This is a genomic window from Streptomyces canus (genome assembly GCF_001514145.1).
Taxonomy (GTDB): Bacteria; Actinomycetota; Actinomycetes; order Streptomycetales; family Streptomycetaceae; genus Streptomyces; species Streptomyces canus.
This window is the reverse complement of the sequence record NZ_KQ948657.1, coordinates 1-19821: the sequence shown is the minus strand read 5'-3', so window position 1 is coordinate 19821 and position 19821 is coordinate 1. Positions and strand designations below refer to the sequence as shown.

General features: G+C 70.8%; 22 protein-coding genes and 1 pseudogene. 9 read left to right on the top strand and 14 right to left on the bottom strand.

What is annotated here, in order from left to right; translation table 11 throughout:
* Positions 1-71 precede the first annotated feature (71 nt).
* The gene (locus AQJ46_RS04910) at positions 72-578 is read right to left on the bottom strand and encodes a protein-tyrosine phosphatase family protein (protein WP_059204454.1); all 507 of its coding nucleotides are present in this window, start codon (positions 576-578) and stop codon (positions 72-74) included.
* Positions 579-698: 120 nt separating this feature from the next.
* Here AQJ46_RS04910 and AQJ46_RS04905 point away from each other — a divergent pair, with 120 nt between their 5' ends.
* Positions 699-1502 carry a nuclease-related domain-containing protein gene (locus AQJ46_RS04905; RefSeq protein WP_059204453.1) on the top strand — a complete coding sequence of 268 codons (804 nt, stop codon included), beginning with the start codon at positions 699-701 and terminating at the stop codon, positions 1500-1502.
* A gap of 586 nt (positions 1503-2088) precedes the next feature.
* Here AQJ46_RS04905 and ligD read toward each other — a convergent pair.
* On the bottom strand, positions 2089-2970 hold the full coding sequence (gene ligD / locus AQJ46_RS04900) for a non-homologous end-joining DNA ligase (RefSeq protein WP_059204452.1): 882 nt from the start codon (positions 2968-2970) through the stop codon (positions 2089-2091).
* Positions 2971-3031: 61 nt separating this feature from the next.
* Between ligD and ku the strand changes: the two genes are divergently transcribed.
* On the top strand, positions 3032-4036 hold the full coding sequence (gene ku, locus AQJ46_RS04895) for a non-homologous end joining protein Ku (RefSeq protein WP_455770087.1): 1005 nt from the start codon (positions 3032-3034) through the stop codon (positions 4034-4036).
* 51 nt (positions 4037-4087) lie between these two features.
* On the opposite strand, the gene AQJ46_RS04890 is transcribed toward ku, so the two are convergent.
* The 6 genes from AQJ46_RS04890 to AQJ46_RS04865 form a co-directional block, all read right to left on the bottom strand.
* Positions 4088-4588, bottom strand: coding sequence for a peptidylprolyl isomerase (locus AQJ46_RS04890; RefSeq protein ID WP_059204450.1), 501 nt, complete (start codon positions 4586-4588; stop codon positions 4088-4090).
* Between the two features lie 85 nt (positions 4589-4673).
* The gene (locus AQJ46_RS04885) at positions 4674-5066 is read right to left on the bottom strand and encodes a hypothetical protein (RefSeq protein ID WP_059204449.1); all 393 of its coding nucleotides are present in this window, start codon (positions 5064-5066) and stop codon (positions 4674-4676) included.
* 8 nt (positions 5067-5074) lie between these two features.
* Positions 5075-5587 carry a SigE family RNA polymerase sigma factor gene (locus tag AQJ46_RS04880; RefSeq protein WP_059204448.1) on the bottom strand — a complete coding sequence of 171 codons (513 nt, stop codon included), beginning with the start codon at positions 5585-5587 and terminating at the stop codon, positions 5075-5077.
* Between the two features lie 180 nt (positions 5588-5767).
* Positions 5768-6127 (bottom strand): hypothetical protein, encoded by a 360-nt coding sequence (locus AQJ46_RS04875; protein WP_059204447.1) that lies wholly within the window; start codon positions 6125-6127, stop codon positions 5768-5770.
* A 573-nt stretch (positions 6128-6700) separates the two neighbouring features.
* A complete protein-coding gene (locus tag AQJ46_RS04870) occupies positions 6701-7774 on the bottom strand; it encodes an acyltransferase family protein (RefSeq protein WP_059204446.1) in 1074 nt (357 codons plus the stop codon).
* A gap of 106 nt (positions 7775-7880) precedes the next feature.
* The gene (locus AQJ46_RS04865) at positions 7881-8552 is read right to left on the bottom strand and encodes an SDR family oxidoreductase (RefSeq protein ID WP_059204445.1); all 672 of its coding nucleotides are present in this window, start codon (positions 8550-8552) and stop codon (positions 7881-7883) included.
* 168 nt (positions 8553-8720) lie between these two features.
* On the opposite strand from AQJ46_RS04865, the gene AQJ46_RS04860 reads away from it, so the two are divergent.
* Positions 8721-9284, top strand: a complete 564-nt coding sequence (locus AQJ46_RS04860) for a hemerythrin domain-containing protein (RefSeq protein ID WP_059205100.1) — start codon at positions 8721-8723, stop codon at positions 9282-9284.
* 27 nt (positions 9285-9311) lie between these two features.
* Here the strand turns inward: AQJ46_RS04860 and AQJ46_RS04855 are convergent, their stop codons facing one another.
* The 4 genes from AQJ46_RS04855 to AQJ46_RS04840 form a co-directional block, all read right to left on the bottom strand.
* The gene (locus AQJ46_RS04855; protein WP_107117210.1) at positions 9312-9932 is read right to left on the bottom strand and encodes an Rv1733c family protein; all 621 of its coding nucleotides are present in this window, start codon (positions 9930-9932) and stop codon (positions 9312-9314) included.
* A gap of 64 nt (positions 9933-9996) precedes the next feature.
* Positions 9997-10818 carry an acetate and sugar kinases/Hsc70/actin family protein gene (locus AQJ46_RS04850; RefSeq protein ID WP_059204443.1) on the bottom strand — a complete coding sequence of 274 codons (822 nt, stop codon included), beginning with the start codon at positions 10816-10818 and terminating at the stop codon, positions 9997-9999.
* The gene (locus AQJ46_RS04845) at positions 10815-11186 is read right to left on the bottom strand and encodes a TraR/DksA family transcriptional regulator (protein WP_059204442.1); all 372 of its coding nucleotides are present in this window, start codon (positions 11184-11186) and stop codon (positions 10815-10817) included. Before AQJ46_RS04845 ends, AQJ46_RS04850 begins: the two co-directional genes overlap by 4 nt.
* Before the next feature lie 49 nt (positions 11187-11235).
* The gene (locus tag AQJ46_RS04840; protein ID WP_059204441.1) at positions 11236-11562 is read right to left on the bottom strand and encodes a TraR/DksA family transcriptional regulator; all 327 of its coding nucleotides are present in this window, start codon (positions 11560-11562) and stop codon (positions 11236-11238) included.
* Positions 11563-11902: 340 nt separating this feature from the next.
* Between AQJ46_RS04840 and AQJ46_RS04835 the strand changes: the two genes are divergently transcribed.
* The 4 genes from AQJ46_RS04835 to AQJ46_RS04820 all read left to right on the top strand — a co-directional run bounded on the left by AQJ46_RS04835 (position 11903) and on the right by AQJ46_RS04820 (position 17426).
* Positions 11903-12853 carry a HAMP domain-containing sensor histidine kinase gene (locus AQJ46_RS04835; RefSeq protein WP_059204440.1) on the top strand — a complete coding sequence of 317 codons (951 nt, stop codon included), beginning with the start codon at positions 11903-11905 and terminating at the stop codon, positions 12851-12853.
* Complete coding sequence (locus tag AQJ46_RS04830) at positions 12850-13515, top strand: response regulator (RefSeq protein ID WP_059204439.1); 666 nt, start codon at positions 12850-12852, stop codon at positions 13513-13515. The genes AQJ46_RS04835 and AQJ46_RS04830 overlap by 4 nt, the downstream gene beginning before the upstream one ends.
* A gap of 537 nt (positions 13516-14052) precedes the next feature.
* Positions 14053-16284: a protein translocase subunit SecD gene (gene secD, locus AQJ46_RS04825; RefSeq protein ID WP_059204438.1), complete on the top strand. Its 2232-nt coding sequence runs from the start codon at positions 14053-14055 to the stop codon at positions 16282-16284.
* Positions 16285-16721: 437 nt separating this feature from the next.
* Complete coding sequence (locus AQJ46_RS04820; RefSeq protein WP_059204437.1) at positions 16722-17426, top strand: hypothetical protein; 705 nt, start codon at positions 16722-16724, stop codon at positions 17424-17426.
* A gap of 64 nt (positions 17427-17490) precedes the next feature.
* On the opposite strand, the gene AQJ46_RS04815 is transcribed toward AQJ46_RS04820, so the two are convergent.
* Positions 17491-17814 carry a transposase gene (locus tag AQJ46_RS04815; protein WP_159063993.1) on the bottom strand — a complete coding sequence of 108 codons (324 nt, stop codon included), beginning with the start codon at positions 17812-17814 and terminating at the stop codon, positions 17491-17493.
* 53 nt (positions 17815-17867) lie between these two features.
* Entirely contained in the window at positions 17868-18452 is a 585-nt protein-coding gene (locus AQJ46_RS04810; RefSeq protein ID WP_059204435.1) for a DinB family protein, read from the bottom strand.
* A 104-nt stretch (positions 18453-18556) separates the two neighbouring features.
* On the opposite strand from AQJ46_RS04810, the pseudogene AQJ46_RS57030 reads away from it, so the two are divergent.
* Both AQJ46_RS57030 and AQJ46_RS04800 read left to right on the top strand, forming a co-directional pair.
* Positions 18557-19012 (top strand): annotated as a pseudogene (locus AQJ46_RS57030) (tyrosine-type recombinase/integrase); the annotation flags it as partial.
* 85 nt (positions 19013-19097) lie between these two features.
* A complete protein-coding gene (locus AQJ46_RS04800; protein WP_059204433.1) occupies positions 19098-19520 on the top strand; it encodes a hypothetical protein in 423 nt (140 codons plus the stop codon).
* Positions 19521-19821: the final 301 nt, after the last annotated feature.

Here is a 19821-nt window from a genome sequence, read left to right as displayed (position 1 = left end):
GGGCGGGCGTCCGCCCCGACCACCCTATTCGTGTGGAAGTCTTCTTTGCGTTCCGGCGCCTCCGGGCCGCACTACTCGGTCAGCTCCTCCAGCAGCCGGGCCGTCGGGAGGCCGGCCCGGAGGTATTCGACGAACAGTTCGTTGTGCAGCGCCCACGGCGAGCGCCGCCTCCGGATCAGGCGGATCGCCTCGTCGGCCGTGTGTCCCCTGCGGACCAGGGCGTGCGCCACGACCAGGCCCGAGCGGTTGTAACCGTGGTAACAGCGGACGAGGACCTTGCGGCCGTCGTCCAGTGCCTCGCTCGCGGCCTGCGCCAGGCGCATCACGCCAGCGAGCTGGGTCCCGTCCAGCGGGCCGTCCGGAATCGGCCACACATGGTGCTCGACGCCGGGATCGGGACCGTGGCCCGGCAGCCGCAGCAGCGTCTGCACGACCTCGAACTCGTCCCGTACGACGGCGAACTCCCGTTGCCCGGACATGCCCTGGAACTCGTGCCCGCCCATCCACAGCCCGGGCACGATCTCGTCCCACGCTCTGTCCGGAGCCGGTACATCGGGTTGCTTCCTGCGGGTCCGCAACAGCGCCTCCCCAAGCCCCTGCGCCAAGCCCTGCAACTCACGGCAACTCACCCCAAAGGTATCCGGCTTCTTGCCTGCGCAGCACCCCGCCTGTTCCCATGGTCCATGGGGTGATGGTGCATGAGCGGACTGCGCGTCGTACCGACCTGGCGCCATGGTCAGGAGCGGCTGTACGTCTGCCTCACGAACGGCAGGAACATCGCCTGGTACGACCGTGAGGCGGCCCGGATCAATCTGCTGAGCGAGGCCCGCAGGGAGGATGTGCTCGATGTCCTCGGGCCCTTCCTGACCGGCCCGGTGGCCGTGGGCCCGCCCCCGGTGCCGACGCCCGCCGAACTGGCCCGGCTCACCCTCCACCCGGACGACGACCTCGCGCCCAACCGGCCCGGCGAGGCCCTCCAGATCGACCTGGACCGGGACCCCCGCTCTCCGCACCTGATCCGCCGCGACCCCCGTCGGCGCGCGCTGGAGGCGGAACAGACCGTGGGTGAGGCACTGGACTGCCTCGACGGCGTCGGCTGGCACACCCTGCACTCCGTCCCGCTGCCCGGCGGCGACCGCGTCCACCATCTGCTGATCGGCCCCGCCGGACTGTTCGCCGTGCACGCGCTCCACGCCCGCAGGCAGCGGGTCACGGTCGCCGACCCGATGGTCGCCCTCGGCCGCCGCGACCCACAGCCGCTGCTGCGCCGCGTCCGCGCCGACGCCGACCGTGCCTCCTACGCCCTGACGGCCGAGGTCCACCCGGTCCTCGCCCTCGTCGGCCCCACGGCCGTGACGGTCACCCTCCCGCCCCGCGGGGTCCGCGTCCTCGCGGACACCGACCTCGAAGGCCTCGCCCGCCTCGGCGGGGTGCTCAAGCCGGCGGACGTGGAGGCCCTGCACGCCATGGCACGGGACCGGCACACCTGGACGAAGGTCTGACCCGGGCGGCTGCCGTCGACCTGCCCGCGCTCGCCCAGCGGTGTGTTCACGGCAGCGGCGCCGCCTGCTCGCTGTCGAGGAGCGGGGGCCGACAGGTCGCCGTGGTCCGGGAAGGTCTGGCCCGGGGCGCCTGTCCTTACCCTGGGACGCGGGGCTGTGCCGAGCCGCGGTTGCGCCGCGTGGATGCGGCCGCTCACGATCTGCCCGCGCTCGCCCAGCGGTGTGTTCACGGCAGCGGCGCCGCCTGCTCGCTGTCGAGGAGCGGGGGCCGACAGGTCGCTGTAGTCCGGGAAGGTCTGGCCCGGGGCGCCTGTCCTCACCCTGGGACGCGGGGCTGTGCCGAGCCGCGGTTGCGCCGCGTGGATGCGGCCGCTCACGATCTGCCCGCGCTCGCCCGACGGTGTGTTCACGGCAGCGATGCCGCCCGCTCGCTGTCGAGGAGCGGGGGCCGACAGGTCGCTGTAGTCCGGGAAGGTCTGGCCCGGGGCGCCTGTCCTCACCCTGGGACGCGGGGCTGTGCCGAGCCGCGGTTGCGCCGCGTGGATGCGGCCGCTCACGATCTGCCCGCGCTCGCCCAGCGGTGTGTTCACGGCAGCGGCGCCGCCCGCTCGCTGTCGAGGAGCGGGGCCAGCAGGTCGCCGTAGTCCTGGAGGCGGGGGCCCATGTCCGGTGCCTCGAAGGACAGCTGGGCCGGTGCGCCGCAGTCCTCGACCTCCGTCCAGGTCACGGGTGCCGACACCAGGGGCCGGGTCCGGGCCCGCAGGGTGTAGGGCGTGGCGGTGGTCTTGCGGGCGGCGTTCTGGCTCCAGTCGACGAAGACCTTGCCGGGGCGCAGGTTCCGGGTCATCCGGTGCAGGGCCAGCCGGGGCATCGCCCGCTCCGCCTCCACGGCGAGCTGCTTGGCGTACTCCGACACCTGGTCGGACGACGCCCCCCGGACGGCCGCCAGCAGATGCAGCCCCTTCGACCCGGCGGTCTTCGGGTACGCCTCGATACCGTCCGCCGCCAGCCGCTCCCTGAGCCAGAGGGCCACCTCGCAGCACTCGACGATCGTCGCGGGCGGCCCCGGATCGAGGTCGAGGACCAGGCGGTCGGCCTCGTCGGGGGTGCCGATCGGCCACTGGTGGGTGTGGAACTCGGTGACCAGGTTGGCGGCCCACATCAGGCTCGCCAGGTCCTGCACGAGCACCATCCGGGCCGGCCCCTCGGAGCGGGGCACCTCGGCGGTGGTGACCCAGTCGGGCGTACCCGGCGGAACGTTCTTGGCGAAGAAGACCTGACCCTCGGGGCCGTCCGGATAGCGCAGGAAGGAGACGGGACGGTCACGCAGATGGGGGAGCAGCACCTCGGCCGTCGTGGCGTAGTAGTGCAGCACCTCGCCCTTGGTGAAGCCGGTGGCCGGATACAGCACCTTCTCCAGATTGCTGAGCGCGAGCCGTCGGCCCTCCACCTCGGTGATCGGCGTCATACGATGAGATTCTCACGCATATCAGATGAAACTGCGTAATGCGCCAGAAAGGGTGCTGCCGGTGAGATCCATTTGGAACGGCGCCATCTCGTTCGGCCTGGTCAGCATTCCGATCAAGCTGGTGAACGCCACCGAGAGCCACTCGATCTCCTTCCGCCAGATCCACACCGAGGACGGCGGCCGCGTCCGCTACCGCAAGGTCTGCGAACTGGAGGACCGGGAGATCAGCCAGGCGGAGATCGGCAAGGGGTACGAGGACGCCGACGGCACCATCATCCCGATCACCGACGAGGACCTGGCCCATCTGCCGCTCCCGACGACGAAGACGATCGAGATCGTGGCCTTCGTGCCGGGCGACCGGATAGACCCGCTCCAGATGGATGCCGCGTACTACCTCCAGGCGGGCGGTGCCCCCGCCGCCAAGCCGTACACCCTGCTGAGAGAGGCCCTCAAGCGCAGCAACAAGGTGGCCATCGCCAAGTTCGCGCTGCGGGGGCGGGAACGGCTCGGGATGCTGCGGGTGGTGGAGGACGCCATCGCGCTGCACGGGCTGCTGTGGCCGGACGAGGTCCGCGCGCCCGAGGGACTCGCCCCCGACACCAAGGTCACCGTCAGCGACAAGGAACTCGACCTCGCCGACGCCCTGATGGACACCCTCGGCGAGATCGACCTCGACGAACTCCACGACGAGTACCGCGAGGCACTGGAGGAGGTCGTCGCCGCGAAGGCCGCGGGCGAGGCACCTCCGGAGGCACCCGAGCGGGCCAAGGGCGGCAAGGTCCTCGACCTCATGGCCGCGCTGGAGAAGAGTGTCCGGGACGCGAAGGAGTCCCGGGGCGAGGAGCCGGGGGAGGTCACGCGGCTGCCGCAGCGCAAGTCCGCGCGGGCGGCGCCGAAGCAGACGGGTGGCAAGAAGTCCACGTCTGCCACGAAGAAGACGGCGGCCGCCAAGAAGACGACGGCGAAGTCGTCACAGGGAACGAAGAAGACGGCGTCGGCGAAGAAGGCGACGGGCGCGAAGAAGACGGCCGCCAAGAAGACGACCGCCCGCAAACGGACCGCGTGACCTGCGCACCGCCTTCGGCGCCGCGCAGGTCGCGTCAGTCTGCCGGCGAGGTCAGTCGACGGCCTTCGCGGACTCGATGATCACCGGCTGCGTGGGCACGTCACCGTGACCGCGGCTGCTGCCGGTGCGCACGCCCTTGATCTGGTCGACGACGTCCTGGCCCTCGACGACCTTGCCGAACACGGTGTAACCCCAGCCGTTCGGGCTCTTGGCCGTGAAGTTGAGGAACTCGTTGTCCGAGACGTTGACGAAGAACTGCGCGGTCGCCGAGTGCGGGTCGCTGGTGCGCGCCATCGCCACGGTGTACGCGGTGTTCTTCAGACCGTTGTCGGCCTCGTTCGGGACCGGCGCGAGCGTGGGCTTCTGCACCATGTCCGGGGTGAAGCCACCGCCCTGGACCATGAAGCCGTCGATCACCCGGTGGAAGATCGTGCCGTCGTAGTGCCCGTTGCCGACGTACTTCAGGAAGTTCTCGACGGTCTTGGGGGCCTCGGCGTCGGCGAGCTCGAGGGCGATACGGCCGAAATTAGTGGTCAGCTCGACCCTGGACATGGGAATCGTCCCTTTCTGGTGGGGCATGACCGAAGCATCTTGTCACACGGCTGCCCAGGCCCGACGGCGTCACGGCCTCACGGCCTCACGGGAGAGGCGACGTCAGGGGGGCGTCCCCGGGCGCGTCCCCGGTCGTGCCGCCCGATGGCGTCGGAACGGCCGACGGCTCGGACGGGACGGCCGACGGCGACGCCGGGTCCGTGGTGGTGGGCGGGGGACTGCTCACCGGGGCCAGCGGCACCGAGGAGCGGCCGGGGTCCTCGCCGGGCAGGGCGGCCACGGCCCCGGCCGTGAGGACGGCGGCCACCAGCACTCCCACGGCGCCCGAGACCGCCGTACGACGGCGTCGGATCCGTCGGCCGCCGGCGACGGCCGCGTCGGTGACGCTGGGCAGGGCCGGTTCCCGCGAGCCGTCGAGGATGGCCTCGAACGCGCCCCGCACGCGGCCGCCCTCCCCGTACTCGTCCGAGTCGTCCATCTGCCGCCTCACCTCCCGCTCGTCTCGCCCGCGAGTCCCTCGACGAGCCCGCGCAGCCGGACCAGCCCGCGGGCGCTCTGGCTCTTGACCGTGCCCGGGGTCACGCGCAGCGCCTCGGCGGTCTGCTCCACGCTCCAGTCCTCCCAGAACCGCAGTACCAGCACCGCCCGGTAGCGGGGCGGCAGTTCCATCAGCGCGGCCTGCATCACCAGCCGCAGTTCGGGCGTGACCGGCGGCTCGGCGGACACCGGCTCGGGCACCTCCTCCGTCGGCTCCTCCCGCCAAGTCCGCTTGCGGTACTGGTCGATGAAGACGCGGGTGAGGATCGTACGGGCGTAGGCCTCGACGTTGCCGTCGCGGCGGATGCGGCCCCAGGAGGCGTACAGCTTCATCAGCGTCGTCTGGGTGAGGTCCTGGGCCTGGTGCCAGTCCCCGCACAGCAGATACGCGCTGCGTCTGAGCTGCCCCTGCCGGGCCTCGGCGAACTCCCGGAACTCCCGCTCCCGGACTGCTTCCCGCACCCGCCGCCCCTACGCCGAACCGATCACACCTGTCCTTCAGAGGTACGGCGACGGGCTCCGCGAGGTTGCACGCCCACGGAAGAAAAGTTTCCGGCGGCCGCGTGCAACCCGCCCCGGGCGGTGCCCCGTACTCCTCTCACGCAATCGACCAGACGACAGAGGAGCAGTTTTGACGAACCGTCATGGCATCCGACCCACCCGCCGCCTGCTGATCGGGGTCCTCGCGGGAAGCGCCGTGGCCGTGGCGGGCTGGGCCGCCGTCGCAGGCGCCGCGACCGGCGCCGCCACGCCGAAGCCGGCGCCGGCCTCGGCGTCCGAGGCTCCTACGGTGCCTTCGGCCGTCCCGTCGCCCGTACCTTCCACGGTGCCGTCGGAGCGGCCGTCCGAGCCGAGCCCGGTGCCGTCCGCTGTGCCGTCCGAGCCGGGGACCGCGCCGAGCCCCGTGCCGACGGTCGTGCCGAGCCGGCACCCCTCGACCGTCCCGAGCCCCGTCCCGGCGGAGCCGACCACCGTACCGAGCCCGGTACCGTCGGTCCCCACGAGGCCGTCGAAGTAGCGCCGGCACGGACGACGGGACGGCGCTCCGAGCCGCCGTCCCGTCGTACGGCCAGCCCTCCGAGACCCCCCGCGCGGTCACGGTGGAGGCGGGGGCGAGGTTTTCGTGGCGCGCGACGAGCGATCGTGGCGCCTCCCGGGAAGGCTCACCGCGCGGTCACGGTGGCGGCTGCGGCGAGGATTTCTAAGCGCGCCGGGCGGTCGTGTCGCTGTTTCGTCGTGCGGCCATCTGCTCTCCGTCGCGTGTCCGGCTTGGGTCGTGTGCTGTCGGACTCGCCGCGCGGTCGAGGGTGACCGCGCGCGCGGAGCGGTTCTGCCGCTGTTTCGTCGTACGGCCGCGTGATCTCCGGCGCGCGTTCGGCTTGGGCCGGTTGCGGTCGGAAGGCTCACCGCGCGGTCACGGTGGAAGCGGCGGCGAGGAGTTCTGGGCGCGCCGGGCGGTCGTGTCGCTGTTTCGTCTTACGGCCACGTGCTCTCCGGCGCGCGCCGGCCGCGCGGTTACGGCGACCGGGCGCGCCGAGCGGTGATGCCGCCGCTGCGTCGTGCGGCCCACTCGCCTCAGGTGCGCCCTGGTCGGGGCGCGTGTTGACGGAAGGCCCACCGCATGTCCGGTTCCACCAGGCACCGCAGGGCGCGTCGGACCGGTGGGGTGCACAGGGCGGTCACGACGGCGGTGGCGATCAGGGCGACCGCGGCCGCGCCGAGCCGTTCGTGGACCCAGGCGGGCCCGTACCAGCCCCAGAACCGGGCGCCCTGGACGAGGAAGCCGTGCAGCAGATAGCCGTAGAGCGTGCCCGCGCCCAGCCCGGTGAACCAGGTCCGCCGCCCGGGCACCAGCGCGAGGAAGCACCCGACCAAAATCAGCGAGCACCCGAAGGTGACCAGCGTCATCACCGGTCCCGACCAGGCGGGCGCACCCAGCTCCTGGGCGCTGTCCCGGTGGTAGAACCAGGCCCCGCTCATCCGCGGCACCGCCCAGTAGGCCAGCGCGAGGGCGACCGCGAACACCGGCAGGGCCGCCAGCCGTACGGCCCGGCGACGGACCAGGCGGAAGTGCTCCGGCTTCAGGCACAGGCCCAGCACGAAGTACGGCAGGAACTGCAGGACACGCTGCAGATCGAGATCGTCGCCGATGGAGGGCGTGAGGGTGGCGAGCATCGCCACGGCGAGGGCGAGTGGCACCGGATGACGCACTCGCTGCCACAGGGGAGTGGTCAGCCGCCACACGAACAGCGCCACCAGGAACCAGGTCAGATACAACGGATCCAGCAGACTCACCGGCCGGTCCGGCTCCTGGTCGGTCCACCGGGTGAAGAACGTGTACGCCGTCTCGAACACGACGTACGGCACGACCAGCCCGGTCACCAGCCTCCGCAGCCGCTGCGGACCGGCGTCGAAATTCCGCGAGAAGTACCCGGAGACGACGATGAACGCCGGCATGTGAAAGGCGTACACGAGCAGGTACAGCGCCGAGACGCCTCGGCTCCCGTCCCGCAACGGCTCCCACGCGTGTCCCACCGCGACCAGCACGATCGCCAGATACTTGGTGTTGTCGAAGTAGGCGTCGCGCTCCACGGGACGCTGCGCTGCGGGTCTTTCCCGAGGGGCGACCGTGACAAGTTGCTCGTGCATCCCGGGCGCCTCACCACTCCGGAGCGGCCCAAACTTCGAATCCAAGTGCTATCCGTGCCCCGTAGGTGCGCGCCGGCACCGAGGGCGTGGTCAGCCCGCCCGTGGCTCACGGCAGGGGCGTGCCGGCGGTCGCGTTGAGGATCTCGGCGGTGACGAAGCTCGCTTCCTGAGAGGCCAGGTAGACGTACGCCGGGGCCAGCTCGGCGGGCTGGGCCGGGCGGCCCAGCGGACTCTGCTTGCCGAACTCCACGGTGTCGGGCAGCGTCGCGGGGATCAGCGGCGTCCACACCGGGCCCGGCGCGACCGCGTTGACGCGGATGCCGCGCTCCGCGAGCATCTGGGCCAGCCCCTGGGTGAAGGTCACGATCGCGCCCTTCGACATCGCGTAGTCCAGCAGGTGCGGACTGGGCTTGTACGCCTGCACGGACGTGGAGTTGATGATGTCGCAGGGTACGGCGACCGCCTTGCGGCCGGCGTCCTCGACGAGGCGGGACGTCTCGCGCGCCTCGTCCGTCTCCTCCTCCAGATGGGTGAACAGCACGTCGGCGCCTTCCCGGGCGAAGGCCAGCGCCACCGCCCGCCCCATGCCGGAGTCCCCGCCCGTGATGACGGTCTTGCGGCCCTCCAGCCGGCCCGTGCCGCGGTAGGACTCCTCGCCGTGATCGGGCGGCGGGTCCATCGCTCCGGTCCAGCCCGGGTGCGGCTGGTCCTGCGCCGGGAAATCCGGGCGCGGGTGCTGCGTCGCCGGGTCCTGCTGGGTGTGCTGCTGCTCGGTCACGGCGGCCTCCTCAACGCCGGCGGGTTCGGACGGATCAGCGAGTTCCCGCCCTGCATCACCGAAAAGCCTGGGTACTCCTCCTCGGCCACCGGAGTGAAGTGGCGGACCGGTGTGAGGCCGCCGGTACGCCCGTGGCAGGTATCTGGCAACGACAAGGAGTGGAGAACCATGGGACACGGCGGAAACGTCATCCAGGAACTGACTACGGACCACCGCGAGGTGGACGACCTCTTCGCGCAGATCGAAGCGCTGCCGGGAACCGACCAGAAGCGACGTGAACTGGCGGACCGGCTCACCATGGAACTGATTCGGCACTCGGTGGCCGAGGAGGAGTACCTGTACCCGGCGGTGCGCCGGTACGTCGACGGGGGAGACGACCTCGCCGACAAGGAGGTCGCCGACCACGCCGAAGTCGAGCGCATGCTCAAGGAGCTCGAGGGCTGCCGGCCCGGAGACGGGAAATTCGACACGCTGATCCTGCGGCTGAAGAACTCCGTCACGGCGCATGTCAGCGACGAGGAGAACAGGATCTTCCCGTTGCTGGCCGAGGTCTGTTCCGCCAACGCTCTGGAGGAACTCGGCGAGAAGGTCCGCTCGGCCAAGCAGCACGCTCCCACCCGCCCGCACCCGTCCGCTCCGGACACCCCGCCCGCGAACAAACTCCTCGCGCCCGGTGCCGGCATGGTCGACCGCCTGCGCGACATGCTCACCGGCCGCGGAAAGCAGGACTGACGCACTGACAGGGCTGCCGCCGACAGGTCAGCGAGACGTAGTCCAGCGGGGGGCGATCTCGGCCCAGGCCGCGTCCCACTGAGTGAGACGGTGCCGCTCCAGCCTGCGGTTGGCGTAGCCATGGAGGGCGGCACCGAGGACGGGGACAGCCAGGGCGGCAAGGAGGGCGCAGCCCATGGCGCGGCTGCGGACCTGTTCCATGGTCAGAGGCGGGTCGGTGATCTTTCCGTCGGCGTTCACCCAGACCCGGACGGTGCTGCCGGCGGTCAGGGCGGGTGCGACGTCGGTCTCCGCGGTGCGGGGCGTGCCCGCGGGGTCGGTGAAGCGGACAGTGGCCGGGTACAGGGTCTTCCTCGCCTCGTACGATCCCGGCTCCGGGTGGCGAGGGGCATCGTGGAGCAGTACGGCGGGAGTGTCGTACCGGGTGATGGCCTGGTGCCGGGCGATCTCCTTGTGGTGGCGGTAGGCAGTGGTGCCGGTCAGGAAGACGGCGACGGGGGTGGCGGCCGCCACGACGAGGAACAGGCCGACCGCGATCCACGCCTGCGCGAGGTCGGTACGGCGGCGCAGGGGGTTGCGCCGCCAGCGCCACAGCCAAAGGCGCGGGAGTTCTTCGGGAGGGCGTGCCGGGGGTGTTGCGCGGGCCACGTGAATCTCCTTCCGCATGAGCGTGGCAGCCTCGCTGGGCGCTTGCCGGTAGGGGGGCGGTGGGTCAATGAGGGTGCGCCATGTCGGGGATTCCGGTGGCGGAGGGGTGGGCGTGAGCGGCTTGCAGGAGTCGCGCCGCGCCGCGGACGGCTGCGGTGTGCGGAGCGGGGACGGACCGGACGGGAGCGCGGAGCCTGCGGCTGAGGTGGTACGTGATGTCGGGTCGTAGCGCGCCGCCACCGGCGAGGAGCACGCCCCGCTGGAGGGCATCGAGTGTCTGTGAGGTGCGGTCCTGGTCCAGCATGGCGGTCACCATCGCCCCGACCGCGTCAGTGAGTTGTGCAGCCGGCGTGCGGCCCTCCAGGTCGCCGGTGCCCAGGGCGGTGTGGCGGGCGTCGGTCACCGCGCCGTCGGTCAGGAGCGTGACCTCGGTGAGGTGGGCGCCGATGTCCAGGACGAGCAGGGGGCGGGTCAGGTCGGTGTCCGCGGCCACGGCGACAGCGCGCGCGGTGGGGACGGTCAGTACCGTTCGCGGGCGCAGGACCTCGACCGCGGTGCGGGCCTCGGCCCGGTAGGTGATGCCGCCCAGTACGGGTGTGGTCAGGATGAGCAGGGGACGGCCGAAGCGGGGCAGGCGGTGGCCGAGCAGCCGGTTCAGCATGCGGGCGGTTCCGGGGGTGTCGACGATGGTGCCGCGCTGGACGGGGTGGGTGGCGCTGTCGCCCGGGACGGTCACCGTGGGCACGTCGAGGATGCTTCGCCGTCCGGACATCCAGGCGCGGGTGCGGGCGCTGCCCATGTCGAGGGCGAGGCCGGTGCACTGCCGGCACCAGGGCCACGGGCGGTGCCGGGCCGCCGGCGGACGGGGACCGGGGGCGCTGGTCATCGGCCGGCCTCCCTGACCTGCTGGCATCGGGCGCAGTAGCGGGCCTGCGGCACGATCATCAGCCGTTCGCGGGCGATGGGCCCGCGGCACAGATGGCAGGTGCCGTACCGGCCCCGGTCCATGCGTGCGAGGGCGGCTTCGACGTCGGCGAGGACCATGCGGGCGGAGGCGGCGAGTTGGACGCGGACCTCGATCTGGGAGGCGGCCTGCCGGTCGAGACGTGCGTCGGCGCGGGTCGTGGCGGGGCCGGAGAGCTGTTGCAGCTGTTCCTGGCGGAACAGGCGCTGTTCGTGCAGGTTCGCGCGCAGCGCGGCGACGTCCTCGATCGAGAGAGTGGTGTCGTGGTCGTCGATGATCTGGTGGTTCACCGATTCACCCCTTGGGCAGGGCGGGAGAGGGAGGGGGGATGCCTGGTTGTCAGGCGGTGTCGCGCTGGCAGGGCACACAGAACGGCGTGTAGGGCAGGATTTCCAGGCGTTCGACAGGGATGGGCCTGGTGCATTTGCGGCAGGTGCCGTAGCTGCCGTCCTGGACGCGGGCGAAGGCGGCCTCGATCTCGGTGAGGACTCGTTGGAGGGTGTCCATGTGCGTGGACGTCACCTGTTCCTCGGTGTCCGGCCCGGCCTGCCCGATGGCCCGCAACTGGGTGAGGCGGGAGGCACGTTCGTGTTCGAGGCGCTGGAGAGCCTCGTGCGCCGTCAGCCGCTCACGATGGGCTTCGGTCCGGGGCGTATCGAGTGACATGGCGGATCCTTCTTCCGTAATTCCGTAATTCCGTGACGCGGCGAGGCGATGGCGGCGTCGGGCAGGGAGTCAGGGGTGGCGATTCATGCCTCTACCGTGGCCGCGACGCGGCGCAAAGCCCATCGGGCGCGATACCCATCTGTGGCATGGCCCGTGGCCCATCACGGCGTGGGCAGGCCAGGCGCGGGAAATGGGCATTGGAGCCCATGGCCGCGTGGACCGGCAGCGGGCAGCCTGGACGGCAGACCGGTCAGTACCAGTGGACGCAGCTCACGCTCGGGGTGCGCGGTGACCGACAGTAGAGACAGCGCCGTGTCACACGGAGAAAGGCGTCATCCGGGTGTCCCTGTTCTGGCGGATCTTCGCGCTCAACGCGGTGGTACTGGGAAGTGCCACCGCGCTGCTGCTGTGGGCACCGGTGACCGTCTCCGTGCCGGTGGTCCTGACCGAGGCGATCATCCTCGTGTCCGGCCTGGTCGTCATGCTGGTCGCGAACGCGGCCCTGCTGCGGATCGGACTGGCCCCGCTCGACCGGCTCACGCGGCTGATGGCCACCGTCGATCTGCTGCGCCCCGGGCAACGACTGCCGGAAGGGGGACGCGGTGAGACCGCCGAACTGATCCGCACCTTCAACGCCATGCTCGAGCGCCTCGAACACGAACGGGCGTCCAGCAGTGCCCGCGCCCTGTTCGCGCAGGAAGCCGAGCGGCGCCGCATCGCCCAGGAACTGCACGACGAGGTGGGCCAGAGCATGACCGCGATCCTGCTGTCGCTGGAGCGGGCCGCCGACGACGCGGACGAGCCCCTGCGCGGTGACCTGCGCCAAGTACAGGAGATCACCCGGGGGAGCCTGGACGAGGTACGGCGCCTGGTGCGTCGGCTCCGGCCGGGCGTACTGGAGGACCTCGGTCTGGTCAGCGCGCTGACCTCGCTGACCGGCGAGTTCGCCACCCACGTGGGGTTGCGTGTGGTGCGTCGTTTCGAGACCGGCCTGCCCGCGCTGGACCATCAGACGGAGCTGGTGCTGTACCGGGTCGCCCAGGAGGCCCTGACCAACGCGGCCCGTCATGCCGAGGCCGGCCGGGTCGAGGTGAGCCTGCGCCACGCCGGCGAGGCGGTGGTGCTGGCCGTCGTCGACGACGGCCGCGGCACCGGGGTGGCCCGCGAAGGAGCGGGAATGCGCGGAATGCGCGAGCGGGCCCTGCTGATCGGGGCCACTCTGGATGTCACCTCCCAGCCGCAGGCCGGTACGACGGTCCGGCTCACCGTGCCCCTCAGGAAGCAGCCATGACCACGCCGCACCCATCCGTGATCCGTATCCTCCTCGCCGACGATCATGCGTTGGTACGTCGCGGGGTGCGGCTCATCCTCGACCGGGAGCCGGACCTGGAGGTCGTCGCCGAGGCCGGGGACGGCGCGGAGGCCATCGAGCTGACCCGCACCCATGAGGTCGATCTGGCGGTGATGGACATCGCCATGCCCCGGATGACCGGTCTGCAGGCCACCCGGGAACTTCTCGCGCTCAAGCCCGGCGTGCGGGTGCTGATGCTGACGATGCATGACAACGAGCAGTACTTCTTCCAAGCGCTGAAGGCCGGTGCCAGCGGATATGTGCTGAAGTCCGTGGCCGACCGCGACCTGGTGGCGGCATGCCGCGCCGCCATGCGCGACGAGCCCTTCCTGTATCCGGGTGCGGTCACCGCGCTCATCCGCAACTACCTCGACCGGGTCCGCCACGGTGAGGAGCCGCCCGATCAGGTGCTGACCCCGCGCGAGGAGGAGGTCCTCAAGCTCGTGGCCGAGGGCCACTCGTCCAAGGAGATCGCCGAGATGCTCTTCATCAGCATCAAGACCGTCCACCGGCATCGGGAGAACCTGCTGCACAAGCTCGGCCTGCGTGACCGGCTGGAACTCACCCGCTACGCGATCCGCGCGGGCCTCATCCAAGCCTGAGCCCGCTGACCGCTCAGGGCTCATGGAAAGGGGGCGGTGGTGGTCCGCTGCACGCACACCGTCGCGCGCACCCGGGGTCCCGGCCCAGGCCGAGGCCTGGCGTTGGCCGCCCTGCTCGCCGTCCTCATCACTCTGCTCAGCCCGCCCGCCCTGGGCGGTACGCACCATGGCGCACCGGTCGGCGCGCTGCTCGCGGCCGAGGAGTCGGCGCACGCTGACCCGTACGCGGACAGCGCGGACCCGGCCGTCTCCACCGCCGCGGTTCGCAGCCATCGGGATGCCGCGGGCGAGCGCCCTGCGCCGCCGGTCTCCGCCCCGGGCGCGTCACCTGACCCAGTGCCCGACCGGCCCCGGCGCGCGCAGCCCCCGGTTTCGGCAGCGGGCCCGCCCGCATCGGAGCAACCGGCACTTCGGCACGGGGTGAGGGCACCGCCCGCGCTCTCCGGCACCTGAACCTCTTCCTCTCCTTTCTTCCTTTCCCGACTTTCCCGACCGCAGCCACTGCCCTGGCCGCGGTGTGCCTGCCGGAGGCCCGCTGTGAACCGATCCCCGCACATCAGAGGGCTGATCGCCCTCGCTGCCGTTGCCCTGTCCCTGTACGTCGCGCTCACCGTGCCCGTCCACCTCGGACTCGATCTGCGGGGCGGCACCCAGATCGTGCTGGAAACCCGCCCCACCGCCGCTGCCGACGCCGACGGCGAGGCGACGGACCGCACCGTGGAGGTGCTGCGCGGCCGCATCGACGCGCTCGGTGTCGCCGAACCGGGCATCGCCCGCTCCGGCAGCGACCGGATCGTCGTCGAACTGCCCGGCCTGCAAGATCCCCGCAAGGCGGCCGAGGTGCTCGGCCGCACCGCCCAGCTCACCTTCCACCAGGTACTCGGCACCGCAGCCAACACCGACGACCTGCCAACTCCCTTGCCCAAGCGGCCCCGCGAGCAGGTCGTGGCCGACGAGTCCGGCCAACTTCTGCGCCTTCAGGCGCCCTCACTGACCGGCAAGGACGTGGAGAAGGCAGCCGCCCGCTTCGACCAGCAGAGCGGTGCCGGATGGCACGTCACCGTCGACTTCAGGGGATCGGGCGAACAGGGGTGGGCCCGCCTGACCGGCGAGGCCGCCTGCCACGCGGCCGGAGACCCGGCCCGCCGGATCGCCATCGTCCTGGACGACAAGATCATCTCTTCGCCGCAGGTCGACCCGTCCGTCGCCTGCCGGTCCGGCATCAGCGGCGGCTCCACCCAGATCACCGGCACCTTCAACGACAGCGAAGCGAAAGAGTTGGCCCTGCTCATCAACGGCGGCGCCCTGCCGGTTCCGGTCGAGACCGTCGAACAACGCACCGTGGGCCCCACCCTGGGTGCGGCAGCCATCAGGGCCAGCGCCTGGGCCGCCGTCATCGGCACCGCTCTGACCTCGCTGTTCATCATCGCCGTCTACCGGCTCATGGGCGCCTTGGCCACCGTCGCCCTGGCCTGCTACGGCCTCATCTCCTACGCCGCCCTCGCCGCCCTCGGCGCCACCCTCACCCTGCCCGGCCTGGCCGGCTTCGTGCTGGCCATCGGCATGGCGGTCGACGCCAACGTGCTCGTCTTCGAACGCGCCCGCGAGGAGTACGCCTCTCGCCACCGCCCCACCCCACGGTCGTCCCTGACCGCCGGATTCCGCAGGGCCTTCAGCGCGATCGCCGACTCCAACATCACCACCCTCATCGCCGCCGGCCTGCTGTTCTTCCTCGCCTCCGGACCTGTGCGCGGGTTCGGCGTCACGCTGGGCATCGGCGTCCTCGCCTCCATGCTCAGCGCCCTCGTCATCACCCGTGCCCTGGCCGACTACGCCGTCGCCCGCCCCCGCCTGCGCCGCCGTCCCCACCTCACCGGCATCGCCCACACCGGCACCGTCCGCGATCGCCTCGCCCGTACCCACCCGAACCTGATGCGCCACCCGCGCCGGTGGCTGGCCGCCTCCGCCGCCGCCCTCGTCCTGGCCGCTTCCGGCATCGCCGTGCGCGGCCTCGACTTCGGCGTCGAGTTCACCGGTGGCCGCCTCATCGAATACACCACGGCCGCCCCCGTCGACGCCGACCGGGCCCGCGCCGCGCTCGCCGACGCGGGATTCCCCCGGGCCGTCGTCCAGACCTCCGGCGAGAACCAGCTCACCGTCCGTACCCACCACTTGAGCAACACCCAGGCAACGGCGATCACCGACACCATCACCGACCTGACATACCAAGCCGACAAGATTCGCGACGAAGCCATCGGGCCCAGCCTCGGCAAGGAACTACGCCAAGGCGCCCTCATCGCCCTCGCTGTCGCCCTCGCCGCCCAACTGATCTATCTCGCGGCACGCTTCCGCTGGCTGCTCGGCACCTCGGCGGTCGCCGCCCTCGCCCACGACGTCGTGATCCTCACCGGCATCTTCGCCTGGCTCGGCAAGCCCGTGGATGGCGTCTTCCTGGCCGCGCTGCTGACCGTGATCGGCTACTCCGTCAACGACTCCGTCGTCGTCTTCGACCGCATCAGGGAACTCGGCCGCCACGACCGCAAGATGCCCTTCGCCCGCACCGCCAACCAGGCGCTGCTGCAGACCCTGCCCCGCACCGTCAACACCGGCATGGGCGCCGCATTCATCCTCACCGCCCTGGCCGTCCTCGGCGGCGACACCCTGACCGACTTCGCCCTCGCCCTCCTCATCGGCCTCGCGGTGGGCACGTACTCCTCGATGTTCACCGCCACCCCACTGGCCATCGAACTGCACAAGCACCGCACGTAGGCGAGCTGCCGGTTGGGTCGCGCGGCTCGCTCAGGCGACGGGCTCCAACCGGACGCAGCGGTCGGGGGCTTCGTGGTGTCTCGGCCGTGCACTGACGGTCGACAGTTGAGGGGTGGGCGCCGCCGCGCGTGCGCGGCCCCTCGGTCCCCTTCGATCGATCCCGACTCCGTTGGGCGGCTCCGGTCTCATGGTCTCGATGGGGTGTCTCCTGCTCGTGCGCCTTGTGGGTCCTACGGCTGCTGATGGGTCTTCCACCCCAGGCCGGATCGCGGCGGCGGTTCCCCGCGGGCGTACCCGGCGTCACCGGAGCAAGATCCCCAGGGCATAGGGCGGTTGGCGCTCGCGGCCGGAGCAGGACGGCCGCGAGCGGAGCGAGCCTTGATGAAGTAGGGAAAGTTCTACCGCGCTCGCTCGGGAGGCATTGATACGGTCCCGTCATGGCTGAAGCGCAGGGATCACCGAATGGCCCGGTTACCGCGGCCGATGTCGAACATGCCGTCCGTTTGGCGCTCGCCGCTCTGCGCTCGGCGAAGGCGCCGGACTGGAGTGTCAAGGCTGGTTCCCTGGAGTGGGATTGTTGGGAGACGGTCGAGCACCTGGCCGACGACCTGTTCTCCTACGCCGTCCAACTGGGCCCGGCGAACCCGCCGCTGGACACTCACGTGCCGTTCGCGTGGGATCGCAAGAGGCCGGGCGGCCCCGCGAATGCTGTCTTCGCAGACCGCGAGGCTGGCCCAGCCGGTCTGCTGCAAGTACTGGATGCCAGCGGCGCCTTGCTGGCCGCAATCGTCCGCACGATGCCACCCACGGTCCGGGCGCATCACGTCTTCGGCCCTGCCGACCCCGAAGGCTTCGCCGCGATGGGCATCGTCGAGACCCTGGTGCACACCCACGACGTCGCCGAGGGTCTGGGCGTTGACTGGACGCCGCCCGCAGACCTGTGCGGCCGCGTGCTGGACCGGCTCTTCCCCGACGCCCCGACCGATACCGACCGGTGGCCAACCCTCCTTTGGGCCACCGGCCGCACGGAACTGCCGGGTCGGCCGCGCCTTACCAAGTGGCGCTGGTATGGCGCACCCCGCGCTGACAGTAGGCCGCACAAGACCGTCAGCCCGGCTGGGGTCGCGCTGACGGAGGTCTGACCGAGACCCCCGAATACGACCTCTGTCGGAGCCAGCGGAACCACCCATTCGAAGTGGGGCCAAATCACCTTGCTACAGGGGCGCGATCCCCTGCGCCCCGGACCCAGAGTTCGTCCAGCACCGCCCGATGCAGCCGACGCCACAGGCCGACCTCGGTCCATACCGTGAAGCGGCGATGCGCGGTGGCGGAGGATGTGCCGAACGTCGGCGGCAGATGCTGCCAGGCACAGCCGCTGGTCAGCACGTACACCACTGCGGTGAACACGCCCTGCTGGTCGCGCGGAGGAGTCCCGCCACCTTGCGGTCGAGCCGCGAATGACGGCAGTAACGGGGCGACCACCCTCCAGAGCTCACCAGGAACCAGACGCTTCGACAGATCAGCACTCACGGCCGGCACCATGCCGCTCGAACATCAAGCATCAAGTCACGGGGGACAGCCTTCTATGCCTCGACTGATGCGGCCGATCTGGCGGCCTGCTCGATCTTCGCGCAGTAGGCGGTGCGGGCGTCCTCATCGATCTGCATCTCGTGTTCGGGGCGCAGCCCGGTTCGGCCGTCCACGCCTTCGCGCAGGATGTCGGCGTGCCCGGCATGCCGGTTGGTCTCGCCGAGGACGTGGACCAGGATGGCGAAGAGGTTCGTGTTGGGATAAGGCTCCGGCCACCACGGCACGTGGCCCGGGGCATCGAGGGCAAGCTCGTCGATCGTCGCGTCTGAGTGTTCCCACGTGCGCCGGTAGGACTCGATGATCTGATCGCGCGCCTCGTCCTCAGCCGCCCACAGATCGCTGCCGTCATGGTCCTGCCACCGGGGCAGCGGTTCTGGGGACGGCCGGTCGAAGACCTCGCCAAAGTACCTGGCCTCGACGCTGGCCACGTGTTTGACCAGGCCGAGGAGGTTGGTCCCGGTCACTGTCAAAGGTCGGCGGGCGTCGTATTCGGACAGGCCGTCGAGCTTCCAGAGCAGCGCCTTGCGGTCCCGCCGCAGTCGCCCGTGCAGGGTACCCTTCGCGAATTCATCGATCATGCGGCATGAGCCTGCCATGGGCTATTTCCTGGCCTCAAGATCGCGTACGTGGACCGCAACGACCGGCAGTGCTGAAGCCCGGCCATGGCCGCCGCCCCGAGCTAACGGCACTGCTGAACAGCACTCGTCCCAGCGTCGGCAAGCAGTGGACCGACTCCGGCGAAACCCACGACGACCGAGGCTTCAAGAACCGGCCCGTGGAAGAGGTCCGGCCTGTGCCAATCCCGCCTCACCTCTTCACGAGCCTGCGGAATCACCTCGACACCTTCGGGGTGGCCGGCGACGGACGGCTCTTCACCAATGAACGCGGGGGAGCAGTTGGGTGGCAGGAGGCTCGCGCCCTGGCTCTTCCACTGGCCGCCGTCACCTCGCCACTCGCCGCCCGCCCGTACGACCTTCGGCACTCGGCGCTGTCGACTTGGCTCAACTTCGGGGTCGACGCAACCGAGGTCGCCGAACGTGCGGGCAACAGCGTCGAGGTCCTGCTGAGCCGCTACGCGAAGTGCATCGACGGTCGGCAGGAGATCGCCAACCGCAAGATCGAAGAGCTGTTGCGCGAGAAGGATGATCAAGAGCGGTGCGCTGTCGGCGCCGTCTCCTACCCTGCGGTTACGTTCGAGCAGTTCAGATGGGGAGGGGACGACGATGGGCGGCAACGCATGGAGCCACACGGGCCCGTATCAGCAGGACCTGGCGGTGGCGTTCCGGCAGGCTCAGGAAGAGACCCTGGCACGGGACAACCACGGCTTCGTAGGTCGATCCATCGAAGAACTGTGGCGCGACCGGGAGTGGCAGGAGTACATCTTCACTGGCGGCACGTGCACTGTGCTGGACTTCCCCCTCATGATCGACGCCACGGATACCGACGATGGTCCGTTCATGCGGCCGCTGACAGACGATGAAGTGCGCGCGTGGGCTCCCCAAGGCCGGCCCACATACGAGGAGTGGGACGACGCCCTCGATTCCGAGCGGCTGGCCTTCCCGGGCCGTGCCCAAGGAAACTGCACGGTGCTCTACCGTGACGGCCGACCCGAGCAGATCGGCTACTGGGGCGTCACGGCCGACTAGCGAACGGCACCTTTGCACGGTGCGGCCCCTGGATGCGTCCGGGGCCTTCGCCGTTCCCGAGGTTGACCAGGACAACGCCTCAAGATCGTTTCCATAAATAGTCCACGGACCCCGACATACGGCCGTTCCGAGCGGCATACGCCTGCACATACGCGAAGACCCCGGCCTCAGCGTTTCCGCTGGTGACGGGGTCTTTGGGCACCTCATACAGGGTGCCCCCGGCAGGATTCGAAATGCGCACACGGCTCCGGAGTGATTGTGCATGGCTGCTCTGGAGCTAGGTGAGGGGTTTGAATCGGTA